Below are 13,615 nucleotides of genomic sequence, written 5' to 3'. Positions count from 1 at the left end.
TGCTCAGCCGCCGACGTACTGGCTCGGCGGCACGCCGAACGAGCGGTGGAACATCGCGGTGAACGCGCTCGGGCTTTCGTAGCCCACGTCGTAGGCGACGTTGGTGACGGAGACGCCCGACGCGAGGAGCGACAGCGCTTCCATCAGCCGCACCTGCTGCCGCCACGTGGCGAGGCCCATGCCGGTCTGCTGCTTGAACAGGCGCGTGAAGGTGCGGCGGCCCATGCTCGCAAGGTTTGCCCAGTCGTCGATATCGCGCGGGTCTGCGGGATCATCGAGAATGGCCTGGCATACCCTGAGCAGGCGGCTATCCGCCGGCATACGCGCCATTACCGGGATATTGGGCATGTGCTGGATTTCTTCGAGCAGCAACCGTACGATCCGCCCCTCGCGGCCTTCTTCGTCATAGGCAGGCTGGAAGCCGAAAACCTCCTGAATCAGCGCACGCACCAGCGGCGAGACTTCGAAGACACGGCAGGCGTGCGGCAGGTATTCGATGTCGGGATCGATGAATACGGTGTGGATGTTCACGGGGCCGCGGCAGATCGCCTTGTGCCGCATGCCGGCAGGAAGCCAGATCGCGCGCTGGGGCGGCAGCACGAAGCTCGAATGATCCGTGATGAACAGCATCACGCCGGAGTTGGCATAGGAAAGCTGGGCGCGATCGTGCGAATGGAAGGGATCGACGAAACCCGCCGGATAATCATCCTCGAAGCCCATCACGGGCCTGAGTTCGAGGGGATAATCCGTGCTCCGCTTCATTGGCCTGTTTCCGATAATCAGGCTCATAGTATTGCGTTTTGGCCGCGCTCGCAAGGGCGCCCTAGTCTGGGAAACCGGAGAGGAAGCGGGCGACGTTACCGCCGAGATCGCCGACGGCGTAGCCGCCTTCCATGATGATCGCGGTGGGTAGGCCCATGGCGGCAATGCGGGCGCCGATCGTAGCGAAATCCTCGGTTTCAATTGCGAAGTGCGAGATCGGGTCGCCCGAAAACGTGTCCGCGCCGAAAGAGACGACAAGGAAGCGAGCGCCCCACGCCGTGATCCGCGCGATGGCGGTGTCGAGCGCAGCAAGATAGGCGTCGATCCGTGTGCCGCGCGGCATCGGAATGTTCAGCGTCGTATCCTTGCCGTCGCCGGTGCCGGTCTCGTCGGCATGGCCCCAGTAGAATGGATAATCGGTCACTGGATCGGCATGGATCGAGGCGAAGAAGATGTCGCCGCGCGCCTCGAAGATGTCCTGCGTGCCGTTGCCGTGATGGTAATCGACATCCAGGATGGCGACCGGCCCCGCGCCGGCGGCGTGCGCGTGCTGCGCGGCAATCGCGGCGTTGTTCAGATAGCAATAGCCGCCGAGATAATCGGCTCCGGCGTGATGTCCGGGGGGGCGGCAAAGCGCGAAGGCCGTGCGTGCGCCTGCAAGAACGGCATCGAGCGCGGTGAGCGCGGTCTGCGCCGACCCGTAGGCGCCGTCCCACGTGCCTTCCATGATCGGTGTCGATGCGTCGAAGCTGTATTGGCCGAGCCGCGCATCAATGCGTTCCAGCGACAGCTTGCGCCGCCGCACGACGGGCCACGTGTAGCCGATCGCATCACCTTCGCGCCCGGATGCAAGCCATGCCGCATGTGCGCCCTTCAGGAAGGCAAGATAGTCCGCGTCGTGAACCGCCTCGATCGGCGCCATGCCGAAATCTCGCGCGGGTGCCGGCGTGCCGATCGCATCCCGGATATTGCGCGCGCGATCAGCACATTCAGCATAGGGCGTCCATGCCCCGTTGTGCAGTTCGCGAAGCGGTGTGTGGCGGAGCTGGCGCTCATCGAAGAAGGAGATCATGCCCGCGAGATAGCATTCAATACCGCGGGTCGGGAAGCCCCGTGACAGCGTCGCGCGTGCGCATCATGCGTCGCCTCCGCGCGTGCGCGTCGGCCGCACGAAGCCTATGAAATCCTCGTAGAGCGCACTGATCCGCTCCAGCCGCTCCTCGACGTCGCGACCGCCGCCGTGGCCGACGATGTCGTTCACGAGCAGGTTGACAAGACCCATCATCGGCACCGAACTTTGCCAGAACAGCGCGCCGTCGCTGTCTGCCGCGAGCACGTTTGAGGTGAGGCGTGGTGCCCAGTCGCAAAGCGTGTCGGTGATGATGACAAGCGGGATGCCCACCTCTGCCGCCCGCTCCGCGAGATGGCGCGACGTGCGCGAATAGCGGCGGACATCGACGATGACGAGGCACCGGTCGCCAGGGTGTTCGAGGAGCACGTCGGCGAAATGCCCGGAGGCGCTGTCGATCAATTCCACGCCGGGACGCACGTACTGGAGATTGTGCGCAAGCATCGCCGCGACGCCCCGCTCGGTCTGGAAGCCGACGATCTGCACGCGCTTGCTCCGCGCGATCAGCGCCACGGTATCCGACCATGCCTTGTGCTGGCTGCGTTCGTAGACGGCGACGAGCAGTTCGATCTCGCGTTCCAGCGTGCGGCGGCGCTTGTCGTTGTCGGTGAAATCGGAAAGGAAATCCTGAAACGCCTGCCCGGCCAGCCACGGCAGGTGCGCGGACATGCGCAGGTGTTCTTTCAGTTCCCGGAAATGCTTGAAGCCAAGCATCCGGCAGAAACGCCCGACTGTTACCGCACTGACATCCAGCCGCTGCGCGATCGACGCCGCCGTTTCGAACGGGATCATCTCGCGGTTGTTGAGCAGGAATAGCGCGATCTGGCGCTCCGCAGCCGTGTAACCCGCATTCTCGGCTTCGAGCCGCGCGAACAGGTCGCTCATCTCATTCTCGTTCTGCACGCTCTGTCGGAAATGTTGTCAGAATAACATTTCTGACAGAGCCATCATCACATTGATAGGCAGGGCGAGGAAAAGGGGAAAGCGCCAACGCAGGGATACGCGTACCACAATCTCACCCGAACACGTCCAGCATATGATCAACGATGGGTGCAGGTCCGAACCGTAGCGGATCGCAAGCGGGGAGGCCGAGTTCAGCCTCGGCGGCGCGGATCGCAGCGCGCGCTGCATCCTCGCTCAGAAGCGAGGTGTTGAGGCTGATGCCGATGCCGCGCGCCTTGGGGTTGGTGAGTCGCGCCGCAGAAACGTGCGCGGCGAGCGCATCGGTGAGTGTAGGGCAGGCATAGTCGCCCTCATAGCCCTGTAGTTCACGCCGCCCCGCCTCGTGGCAGATGACGAGTGCGTCGGGCTGGCTGCCGTGGACGAGACCGAGCGTGACGCCCGCATAGGCGGGGTGCAGGAGAGCGCCCTGTCCTTCGATGACGTGCCAATGGTCCGGCGCCGCATCAGGGGAGAGCCATTCCGCAGCGCCCGAGATGAAGTCGGCGACGACAGAGTCAATCGCGATCCCGCGTCCGGTGATCATGATGCCGGTCTGGCCGGTGGGGCAGAAGGTGGAGGGTACGCCGCGCCGCTGAAGCTCACGATCGATGGCGAGCGCGGTGTATTTCTTGCCCACCGCGCAGTCCGTGCCGACCATCAGCACACGGTGGCCGGTGCGCTTCTTGCCCGTGCCAGTCTTGAACGTCTGCTGCGGGCGGCGGAGATCATGCAGCGTTCGTCCGTGTGCCTGCGCGGCTTTGGAAATTTCCGGATGATCGGCGAGGCGCTGGTGTAGCCCTGCCGCAACATCGAGACCCGCCGCGAGCGCCGCCGTGATGTGCGGGACCCATTCGGGGGCGATGTAGCCGCCGTCGTTGGCGATGCCGATCACCAGCGTGCGTGCGCCCTTCGCGGCGGCCTGGGCGAAACTCATGTCAGGCAGGCCGAGATCGACCAGGCAGCCTTCCATGCGATACTGGCCCGCGCAGTCTCCCGCGCGCCACTCGGCAAGGCCGGAAGCGGTCTTGGCCCAGCCGATATCGGGGGCTGTACCCAGAAAGAGCAGAAACGGTGGTTGCATGGGTTTCGGTTTCCGGTTGGAGGTTCAATCGGCCCGGCGGATCGCCTGGCCGGGTAGGGCACCGGTCGGCTTTCCGGCCTCGACGACAGCGACGCCGTTCACCCATACGGTGCGGATTCCGGCGGGGAGGGCGGTGGGATTTTCGATCGTCGCGCGGTCGGCGACGGTGGCGGGGTCGAACAGCACGAGATCGGCAGCCTGCCCAACGGCGATGCGGCCGCGATCGGCGATGCCCATGTGTTCGGCGGCAAGTCCGCTCATCTTGTGGATGGCCTCTTCGAGTGTCAGGTGTTTCGTTTCGCGCACCATCCATGCGAGCACGCGCGGGAACGCGCCTGCGCCGCGCGGGTGTGCATCCTCAATGCCGCCGTCCGAGCAGATGTTGCTGTGCGGCCAGGCGATGAGCGCGGCGACATCGTCATCCGCCATCGAGCGGCCCATGACCCCGTTGGTCATGCCCTTCGCTTCCGCCTCAACGATGAGGTCGAGATAGGCGCGCGCCGGGGGCACGCCACGCAGCGCCGCAACCTCGGCAACGGTCGTGCCGACATAGGCCGGGTGTGCGGGATATTCGGTGAGACGCAAATCCTCGGGCCGCGCCATGTGCGCGAGCGCGAATTCGGCCGCGGCGAGATCGGTGAAATCGCGGCTGGGCAGCAGCACTTCGAGGTTCGATTGCCAGTAGGTGTAGGGGTAGACGTCCGCCGTCACGTCGATGCCTGCGCGGCGCGCAGCGTCAAGCTTCGCGAGGAGAGGCGCGGTGTCGCCCCAGCGGTCGACGATCGCGATCTTGAAGTGCGAGATCTGGACGGGAAGGCGCGCGGTGCGGCCGATCTCCAGAAGCTCGTCGATCGCGGCGTCGAGACGCGTGTCCTCGCTCCGCATGTGGCTGATGTAGCGTCCGCCCTGGCGCGCTGTAGCATGGGCGAGTGCCATCACCTCGGACGGGTCCGAATAGATTCCCGGATCGTATTCGAGCCCGGTTGAAAGGCCGAGCGCGCCCGCGCGCATGTTTTCCTCGACGACCGCCACCATGCGCTCGACCTCGGCGGGGGTTGCCGTGCGCTTGTAGTCGGTGCCCATCACGGCGGTGCGGACGCTGTTGTGGCCGATGTACGTGGCGACGTTCACGGCGACGGGCCGCGCTTCGCGCTTCGTGAACAGGCCCGCGACGGGCAAAGGCCCGCCGCCATCCTGCCCGGCGACGATCGTCGTGATGCCCTGCGCCGCTGCCGCGAGCGCGTCTGGGTGAGCGTCGAGGCCGGCGTCGTGGTGGCTGTGTGTATCGATGAAGCCGGGTGCGAGCACGAGACCGCTGCCGTCGATAATCGGAACGCCCTTGCTGCGGGCGCGCTTGCCGACGGCGGCGATGCGGCCGTCCTTGATCCGCACATCGGCCTTGTGCGCCGGACCGCCTGTGCCGTCGACGACGGTGGCGCCAACGATGACGAAGCTCTCCGCAGCGGATGCCGTCGCCCAGAGTGCGACCATGGGAACGAGCGCGGCACGCAGCACCGATCGGATCATGAGGGCTCTCTCCTACGGGCGATGTTCGGATAGTCGCCTGAATCGTGTCATTGTTATGTTTCTGACATGACTGCCGGGATCGCGCAAGCGTCTCCGCGCTTGCAGCGACCGCCGAACCGACGCAGCAGACGCACGACGACAGCCTTCAATCGGCCACAAACCGATCAACGGTCCACGCTTGCTTTGCGGCGCATCTTGCCTTTAGCTCCCCTCGTATTGCCATGCCCGGTACATGAGGAGATGGATGATGCGCTTGGTTTTGATCACGGCGCTGCTGGCGCGAAGAGTCGCTTATCGCGGTCCCCGTGGTCGTCACGGCCGTCGCCGGAGAAACGCTGCAGAACCGCGGCGTCGTCAATCTGGATGGTTTGTCACGGATTGTGCCGCAACTCCTGATCGGTCCGCAAGGCGGCGCAGTGCAAGGCGGCAACATCTCGATACGGGGGATCAGCGGGCCAGATTCCAACCCCTTCGGCGACCAGGCGGTCTCCTTCACGATCGATGGGGTGCAGATTGCCAAGTCGTCGATCCGGCGAATGACCGACTTCGATGTCGCACAAGTCGAAGTGCTCAAAGGTCCCCAAGCACTGTTCTTCGGCAAGAACAGCATGGCCGGCATCGTCACGATCCGGACCAATGACCCCGGCGATCACCTCGAGGTCGGCGCGAAGTTCGGATATGAGCTCAATGCCCGCGAGATGCGGGCCGAAGGCTTTTTATCAGCCCCCATCACCGACAGCCTCGGCTTCCGGATCGCCGGCCAATATTCAGACATGCAAGGGTATCTGATCGATCAGACGCCGCGAGACTCGATCTATTTCGCGGACTCGCGCAACCCGCAAGCCACCAATTACGGTGTTCGCGCGACGCTCAAGTTTGAGCCCGCATCCAATTTCGACGCACGGTTCAAGTTCAACTACGGCCGGGTCGACAGCAACGGACCGCAAGCCGCAGGCGCATTTGTGAGCTGTCCGCTCGGCGTCCGCCAATTCTCCTTTCTGGGTCCGGTCATCGGCGACAACGCGCAGTGCGGCGCCGGTAAGTTCAACGTCAATGCTGGCTACGGTCCCGTACTTGCTACCATTCCATCGACCTTGGATCTATTCCGAAGCGACGGCAAGAATTTCCAGGTCCAGGACCAGTACTTGTCGAGCCTCGTTATGACCTTTCGCCCTTCTGACAAATTTACGATCACCTCCGCGACCGGTCTGTACAAAGTCGTTCTCGGTCAATGCCAGAATTACGAAAGCAGCTATGCAGTCATTCTGCCGAGCTGTAACACATTGAATAATAGAGAGTATTCGCAGGAACTTAATCTGTCGACAGATCTGGATGGTCCATTTAACTTTTCGTCAGGCCTCTATTATAGCAATGTGAAGGCCCGGACCCAGTCCTACACCTATTTGTTTGGCGGTCTGTTCCCACTGTTCGACGCCGTCATCCCGGGCCTGGGCGGGCCAAACACGCCCGTACAGATCAACAATTACAGCTTCTCGATGAAGGGTGAAGCCTATTCGGCATTTGTCGAGGGGACATTCGAAATCACCCCTCAACTGGAATTGTCGGGTGGCGTGCGTTACTCATATGAAAAGAAGCGTCTGACCGATGTCCGCGACGGCGGCGGGCTCTTCGTCGGCTTTGCCGGCGGGCCGAATACCACCATCCTCGACGATACGACGATCCTGTCGACCACCCCCAACGCTCGCGGCGCCTCGCTCCTCAAGGACCATGACAGCTGGAAAAACTGGTCGCCGGAAGCAACTGTCTCATTCAGACCCAACGACGATCTGACGCTATTTGCTTCATACAAGCAGGGTTTTCTGTCGGGCAGTTTCAATTCCAGCTCGGTGGAACTGTTCGCACCGAACGTCGATCTCAGTTACAAACCGCAAACGATCAAGGGCTTCGAAGCTGGCGTCAAGGCGCGCCTCGGCCATACTCTTCTCGTCAACGCCGCCGCCTACACGTACAAGATCAACGACCTGCAGGTGGTGAATTTCACCAACGCAACCAGTTCGATCCGCAATGCGGCATCGGCGAAGGTCGAAGGGTTCGAGGCCGACTTTACCTGGCGCACACCACTCGACGGTTTGTCGATCAACGGCGCACTGGCGTATAATAATTCGCGTTACAAGGACTTCGCGACGGCACCTTGCTATAATGGCCAGACCATCGCGCTCGGCTGCAATCTCAACTTCAGCCCCGCGCAGAACAGCGGGGCCGGCGGCTTCGAAGCACAGCAACTCGCCGGACAGGTCATTCCGCGCTCGCCGAAATGGAATATTCAAGCGGGTTTCAACTATGATACGCCGATTGGCGATCGGCACAAACTCGGGCTGACCGGCGGCCTCGTTCATTCGAGCAGCTATCTGACCGACGCATCGAATGATCCCGCCAGCCGGCAGAAATCCTATACATTGTTCGATACATCGGTACGCTTCGGTGCCGATGACGACATGTGGCAGATTTCCGTCATCGGACGCAATCTGACGAACAAGTACATATTCGTCGCCTCTCCCAACGTACCCTTCACGCCGCTCGGCAATGCGGGGACAGGGACTGCGACCGGCACCTTGGGCGACCGGTTCGCCTATCTCGGAAGGGGGCGCGAGGTTCTGCTGCAAGTCGCTTTCAAGTTCGGGCGATAGCAGCCGCCCGGCCATGCTCCGGCGGGGAGGCATCTTTCCTCTCCGCCACCTACGCGCGCGTCCAGCCGCTAGGTTCAAACAGCCATTGATTTGAGGTGGACGGCCGTGATTCAGGCTCGTGGCCAGGAGCCTGAACGCACCATATTGGGGATGATGCTCCCCCCTTCGGCGGATGAGCGGTGTACGATTTTGCTATATTTTAGAATGGCTTGCGAAAAAATATGGGCTGCTGCGGAAGGGCTCATGGTGCCGGGTGTCGGACTCGAACCGACGACCTACCGCTTACAAGGCGGTTGCTCTACCAGCTGAGCTAACCCGGCGCGCCGGGCCCTATTGCTTTGCGTTTAGTCGCAAATCAAGCGTTTCAGCGTTCAGGCAAAGTCTCGCCGGGCGCGGCAGCGGCGATGGCGAGCGCGTGGATTTTGTCCATGAGATCGCCGAGCGCAGCGTAGACGGCGCGTTGGCGCTGCACACGGCTTTTGCCGGCGAAGGCTTCCGACATGATGCTGACGGTGAAGTGGCTCTCGCCGGTACCGTCGTGACCGGCGTGGCCGCGGTGGCGGTCGCTGTCGTTGCGGACCTCGAGGTGAGTGGGCTGGAGTGCAGCGAGGCGGCGTTCGATTTCGGCGCTGATCGTGGTCATGCGGCCTCTATACAGCAATGCGCCGGCGTGTCAGCCGGTCAGGCGACTTCGGCGCGGCGCTTCCAGAACCAGACCGCGAAGATCAGGATCGCGACCGGGACCGCGATGCCGAACTCGTCGATGACGTAAGGGGTCACTTCGCCGCGTGGTCCGGTAAGCGGCGTGAACACGCGTTGGATGAAGAGGTTGTGGCTGGCGTGCAGGATCGCGGCGGGCCAGAGGCTGCCAGATTTCAGTCGCAGCCAGGCCGCGATCAGCGAGACGCCGAGCACGAGCACCATGAAGCAGGGGATGGCGACCCACAATTCGGTCTTCGCGTTGTAGCCGCCGAGCAGGATGAGCGGCATGTGCCATGCGCCCCAGATGATGGCGACGATGAACACGCTCGGCATGAAGCCGGCGAGCTTTGCGACGCGCGGCGCGAGGAAGCCGCGCCAGCCGATTTCCTCGCCGAGCGCGGTCGCGAGCGAAATCGCCATGCCTGCCGAGGCCATCAGCAGAGCATAGCCGATGACGACGAGCGCCGGGTGCGCGTCTGTCCAGCCGAGGAAGGTGCGGAGCTGCTTGATGTTCTCCGCGTCCGCGAAGCCGCCGAGGCCGAGGATCCATACTGCAGCGTATGCGAGGCCCGCGTAGCCGAGGGGGACGAGGTACGCGGTGAGGTTCCAGCGGTGCTCACCCCATCCCCAGCCGAGTGAGGCGAGATCGAGGCGGCGGAGGCGCACGGTGAGCAACGCGGCGATCGCGGGGGACCACATCAGGCCGGTGACATAGGGCATGAAGGCGGGGGAGGGCTGGAGGCTCACCAGCGGAACGTAAAAGATACAACTGAGACCCAACGTCAGCGCCAGAAAGAACAGGATGTCACCGACGAGTTTTCGCTTTTCCATGTGCCGCTCCCCCAAGCTGATGGGAGAACTTATGGCGGGCCGCAGTTTTCTCAAAGGAGAATTTTCTCTGATCGGGATCGGGGCTGCCATCGCAGCTCTGCTTCCCTATATAAGCCAAAAATCAGACTCAGGACCGCTCCCATCACCGCCCCCCGTAAACCTCGTGAACGCTTCCACGGCCGCGTCGATGCCCCGGAACCGCCTCTGTGCGCGGAGCCCGGGTGCGACCAGCGGGGCGAGTTCCGCGCGCCCGTTTCCAACCGCGCGTCGGCGGGCTGGAAATACCTGTGCCTCGATCACGTGCGCGCGTTCAATGCCGCCTATTCGTTTCAGGACGACGGGGTGCAGAACGCCGCGCCTGGCTGGGAGCGGAGCACGCGTGCGTTCGCCTCCAACGCTTATGCGGACGCGTTCCACGACCCGATCGGCGTGATGAGGGCGCGCATGGGCGGATTCGCGCCGCCGAAGGCGCGCGGGGGCCGCGTGCTCGACAAGGCGGATCTGGCGGCGCTCCGCACGCTCGACCTTGACGAAAACGCGAGCTTCACGGACATCCGCGCGCGTTACAAGGAGAAGGTGCGGGTGCTGCATCCGGACGCAAACGGCGGGGACCGCACCCATGAAGCCGAGTTGCGCCGCGTGATCGATGCCTATACGCACCTTAAGGAAAGCCCGGCCTTTGCGGCCGACCAGAAGAGCAGGAAGAGTTAAGTGGCGACGCAGCTGAAGGATAACGAACACCACGGCACGCTGATGGACGCGCCCGACTTGGAGGTCGATGCGCGGCAGGTGTTCGGCATCGACGTGGATATGAAAATCCCGGCCTTTTCAAAGGCCGACGAGCGCGTGCCGGACCTCGACACCGACTATGTGTTTGATCCGGACACCACGCTCGCGATTCTGGCCGGTTTCGCCTTCAACCGCCGCGTGATGATTCAGGGCTACCACGGCACCGGCAAATCGACACACATCGAGCAGGTGGCGGCGCGGCTCAACTGGCCGTGCATCCGCATCAACCTCGATTCGCACATCAGCCGCATCGACCTGATCGGCAAGGACGCGATCGTGCTGCGCGACGGCAAGCAGGTGACGGAGTTCCGTGAAGGCTTGCTGCCATGGGCGCTGCAGACGCCGACCGCGCTCGTTTTCGACGAATATGACGCGGGCCGCCCGGATGTGATGTTCGTGATCCAGCGCATTCTGGAGGTGGAGGGCAAGCTGACGCTGCTCGACCAGAACCGCGTGATCCGCCCCAACAAGTTCTTCCGCCTGTTCGCCACCGCGAACACCGTCGGCCTTGGCGATACGACCGGGCTTTATCACGGCACGCAGCAGATCAACCAGGGTCAGATGGACCGCTGGAGCATTGTCACTACGCTGAACTATCTTCCCGCCGAGACCGAAACGGCGATCGTTTCGGCCAAGGTGAAGGGCTTCGACGCGAAAACGATCGCGAACATGGTGAAGGTCGCGGACATGACGCGGCAGGGCTTCATCGGCGGCGACATCTCCACCGTGATGAGCCCGCGCACCGTGCTCACCTGGGCGCAGAACGCGCAGATTTTCAACAACATCGGCTTCGGCTTCCGCGTCAGCTTCCTCAACAAGTGTGACGAGGCCGAACGCGGCATCGTCGCCGAATACTACCAGCGCGTCTTCGGCGAGGAGTTGCCGGAGAGCATCGCGAAGAAGGCGTGAGCAAGGACAACAGGATCGAGGATTTCCGGCACGCGCTGGCGGCGACGCTGCGCGCAATGGCGCACGTGCCGGAGTTCGATCTGACCTATACGGCCGACAAGCCGGGCGCTTCGGGCAATCAGGCGCGTGTGCCGCAGCCCGCGCGCGGGCTTCCCGCCGATCAGGTCGCGGAGGCGCGGGGCTGGGCGGACAGTTTCGCGCTTCGACGCCGTCACCATGATGCCAAGCGCCATGCCGCGCTGCAGCCGCCCGCCGGGCTCCCCCGCGACGTGTTCAATGCGGTCGAGCAGGCACGTGTCGAGGCGATCGGCGGCCGCGACATGGCGGGCGTGGCCACCAATCTTTCGCAAATGAACCTTGCGCGCGTGAAGGCGGACCCGCTCATTCGTGCGCGTAACGTCGATGAGGTGCCGCTTGCGAGCGCAGTCGGCATGATCGCGCGCGAACGGCTGACCGGCGAACCGTCGCCTGCTATCGCCGACGCAGGGCTCGCGCACGTGCGCGACTGGATCGAGGAGAAGGCGGGGCAGCATCTCGACGATCTTGCCGCCAATCTCGACGATCAGGCCACCTTCGCATCACTCACCCGGCGCATCCTTGCCGATCTCGGCCTCGGCGAGGACAAGGGCGAGGAGCCCGAGCAGGACGACCAGGAAAGCGGCGAGGACGAGCAGCAGAACGAGGGCGATAGCGACGAGGGCGACGACGAAGGCTCGGCCGGGCAGGATTCGAGCATGGATACCCGCGCCGAAGAGAGCGAGGGTGGCGATCAGGAGACGGACCAGAGCGCGGAGATGGACAGTGACGCCATGTCCGACGCCGACATGGCGGACGACGGCGACGAAGGCGTCGTGCCGTGGCGCCCGAACACGCCGACGAGCGATCTTTCGCCTGATTTCGACTATCACGCTTACACCGCGAAGTTCGATGAGGTGCTGACCGCCGAGGAGCTTTGCGACGCCGAGGAACTGACGCGCCTGCGCGGCTATCTCGACCAGCAGCTCGTGCACCTGCAGGGCGCGGTGACGAAGCTCGCGAACCGCCTGCAGCGCCGCCTGATGGCGCAGCAGAACCGCGCGTGGGACTTCGATCAGGAAGAAGGCCTGCTCGATCCGGCGCGGCTCACCCGCGTCGTCGTGAACCCCGAGCACGCGCTCAGCTACAAGATCGAGCGCGACACCGATTTCCGCGACACGGTGGTGACGCTGCTGATCGACAATTCTGGCTCGATGCGCGGCAGGCCCATTTCGATCGCGGCGATCTGCGCGGATATCCTTGCGCGCACGCTCGAACGCTGCGCGGTGAAGGTCGAGATTCTCGGCTTCACGACGCGTGCGTGGAAGGGCGGGCAGAGCCGTGAACAGTGGCTCGCCGACGGTCGCCCGCCGAAGCCCGGCCGCCTCAACGACCTGCGCCACATCATCTACAAGACCGCCGACGACCCGTGGCGGCGCGCGCGCAAGAACCTCGGCCTGATGATGCGCGAGGGGCTGCTGAAGGAAAACATCGACGGCGAGGCGCTGCTCTGGGCGCACAACCGCCTGATCGGGCGCCCCGAGGAACGCCGCATCCTGATGGTGATCTCGGACGGCGCGCCGGTCGACGATTCCACGCTTTCCGTGAACAGCGGCAATTATCTGGAGCGCCACCTGCGGCAGGTCATCAAGTGGATCGAGGGCCGCTCACCCGTGGAACTCATCGCCATCGGCATCGGCCACGACGTGACCCGCTATTACAACCGCGCCGTGACCATCATGGACGCCGAACAACTCGGCGGCACGATCATCGAACAGCTCGCGCAGCTTTTCGAGGAAGAGGGCGCGGGCAGGGGGCGGAAGCGCCGGGCAGCTTAGGACTAAGCGGTGTCCGGGGCTGCCCGGCTAGACATAGTCGTTCGAAGCAAGGTGCGGTGTTCCAATTGCGGACATCCCAGAAGAGCGACTATTACTACTGCCCAATGGCGTACAACGGCACAGATTACGAACCTGCCCTTCGAGTGGCCTACTATGTGGGCATAGCGGGGATGCTTGCGGCGTTCATTTTTTTGCGATCTACGCCCCTTCCAGAGCCAGCCAACTCAATTGCGTTTGGTTGCTACAGCACGGCGTTAGCGCCATCTATAAATTTAGACGACCGAGGCATGAGCATACTTCAGCCGGGGTTTCCACGTATCGGATTTCATTTGGAAAGGCGCAAAACTGGGATAGCGATTGCTGCTGAAGCGCCCATTGCCGCCGTAGCTAGGTTTCGTGGACAAAGCTTGACTGGAGACTCGGAGGTTGATTCAAGGCTGTC

Annotated in this window: 11 protein-coding genes and 1 tRNA gene; 4 read left to right on the top strand and 8 right to left on the bottom strand. The window is 63.4% G+C overall.

The features are described from left to right. Positions 1 to 3: 3 nt before the first annotated feature. The 5 genes from AAC014_RS08030 to AAC014_RS08010 all read right to left on the bottom strand — a co-directional run bounded on the left by AAC014_RS08030 (position 4) and on the right by AAC014_RS08010 (position 5,441). Positions 4 to 762 (bottom strand): helix-turn-helix transcriptional regulator, encoded by a 759-nt coding sequence (locus AAC014_RS08030; protein ID WP_339706652.1) that lies wholly within the window; start codon positions 760 to 762, stop codon positions 4 to 6. Positions 763 to 823: 61 nt separating this feature from the next. Continuing rightward, positions 824 to 1,834, bottom strand: coding sequence for a histone deacetylase family protein (locus tag AAC014_RS08025; protein ID WP_339706649.1), 1,011 nt, complete (start codon positions 1,832 to 1,834; stop codon positions 824 to 826). Between the two features lie 63 nt (positions 1,835 to 1,897). After that, positions 1,898 to 2,776: a MurR/RpiR family transcriptional regulator gene (locus AAC014_RS08020; protein WP_339706646.1), complete on the bottom strand. Its 879-nt coding sequence runs from the start codon at positions 2,774 to 2,776 to the stop codon at positions 1,898 to 1,900. Between the two features lie 130 nt (positions 2,777 to 2,906). After that, positions 2,907 to 3,914 (bottom strand): DUF1611 domain-containing protein, encoded by a 1,008-nt coding sequence (locus tag AAC014_RS08015; protein ID WP_339706643.1) that lies wholly within the window; start codon positions 3,912 to 3,914, stop codon positions 2,907 to 2,909. 24 nt (positions 3,915 to 3,938) lie between these two features. Continuing rightward, a complete protein-coding gene (locus AAC014_RS08010; protein ID WP_339706640.1) occupies positions 3,939 to 5,441 on the bottom strand; it encodes a D-aminoacylase in 1,503 nt (500 codons plus the stop codon). Between the two features lie 305 nt (positions 5,442 to 5,746). Between AAC014_RS08010 and AAC014_RS08005 the strand changes: the two genes are divergently transcribed. After that, positions 5,747 to 8,089 (top strand): TonB-dependent receptor, encoded by a 2,343-nt coding sequence (locus AAC014_RS08005; protein ID WP_339706637.1) that lies wholly within the window; start codon positions 5,747 to 5,749, stop codon positions 8,087 to 8,089. A 244-nt stretch (positions 8,090 to 8,333) separates the two neighbouring features. Here the strand turns inward: AAC014_RS08005 and AAC014_RS08000 are convergent. The 3 genes from AAC014_RS08000 to AAC014_RS07990 all read right to left on the bottom strand — a co-directional run bounded on the left by AAC014_RS08000 (position 8,334) and on the right by AAC014_RS07990 (position 9,622). Beyond that, positions 8,334 to 8,409 (bottom strand) — tRNA-Thr (locus AAC014_RS08000). A gap of 44 nt (positions 8,410 to 8,453) precedes the next feature. Next, on the bottom strand, positions 8,454 to 8,732 hold the full coding sequence (locus AAC014_RS07995) for a BolA family protein (RefSeq protein WP_339706634.1): 279 nt from the start codon (positions 8,730 to 8,732) through the stop codon (positions 8,454 to 8,456). Between the two features lie 38 nt (positions 8,733 to 8,770). Continuing rightward, positions 8,771 to 9,622 (bottom strand): type II CAAX endopeptidase family protein, encoded by an 852-nt coding sequence (locus tag AAC014_RS07990; protein ID WP_339706631.1) that lies wholly within the window; start codon positions 9,620 to 9,622, stop codon positions 8,771 to 8,773. Positions 9,623 to 9,922: 300 nt separating this feature from the next. Here AAC014_RS07990 and AAC014_RS07985 point away from each other — a divergent pair, with 300 nt between their 5' ends. From AAC014_RS07985 to cobT, 3 genes are read left to right on the top strand one after another with little or no spacing between them, the layout of a single operon-like run. Then, complete coding sequence (locus AAC014_RS07985; RefSeq protein WP_339706628.1) at positions 9,923 to 10,333, top strand: J domain-containing protein; 411 nt, start codon at positions 9,923 to 9,925, stop codon at positions 10,331 to 10,333. Between the two features lie 42 nt (positions 10,334 to 10,375). Continuing rightward, the gene (gene cobS, locus AAC014_RS07980; RefSeq protein ID WP_339707839.1) at positions 10,376 to 11,320 is read left to right on the top strand and encodes a cobaltochelatase subunit CobS; all 945 of its coding nucleotides are present in this window, start codon (positions 10,376 to 10,378) and stop codon (positions 11,318 to 11,320) included. Then, on the top strand, positions 11,317 to 13,173 hold the full coding sequence (gene cobT / locus AAC014_RS07975) for a cobaltochelatase subunit CobT (RefSeq protein WP_339706625.1): 1,857 nt from the start codon (positions 11,317 to 11,319) through the stop codon (positions 13,171 to 13,173). The genes cobS and cobT overlap by 4 nt, the downstream gene beginning before the upstream one ends. Positions 13,174 to 13,615 lie beyond the last annotated feature (442 nt).

The organism is uncultured Sphingosinicella sp. (assembly GCF_963974575.1).
GTDB lineage: Bacteria > Pseudomonadota > Alphaproteobacteria > Sphingomonadales > Sphingomonadaceae > Sphingosinicella.
Note: the sequence above shows the minus strand (reverse complement) of the source record. Positions and strands in the feature narration are given on the sequence as shown.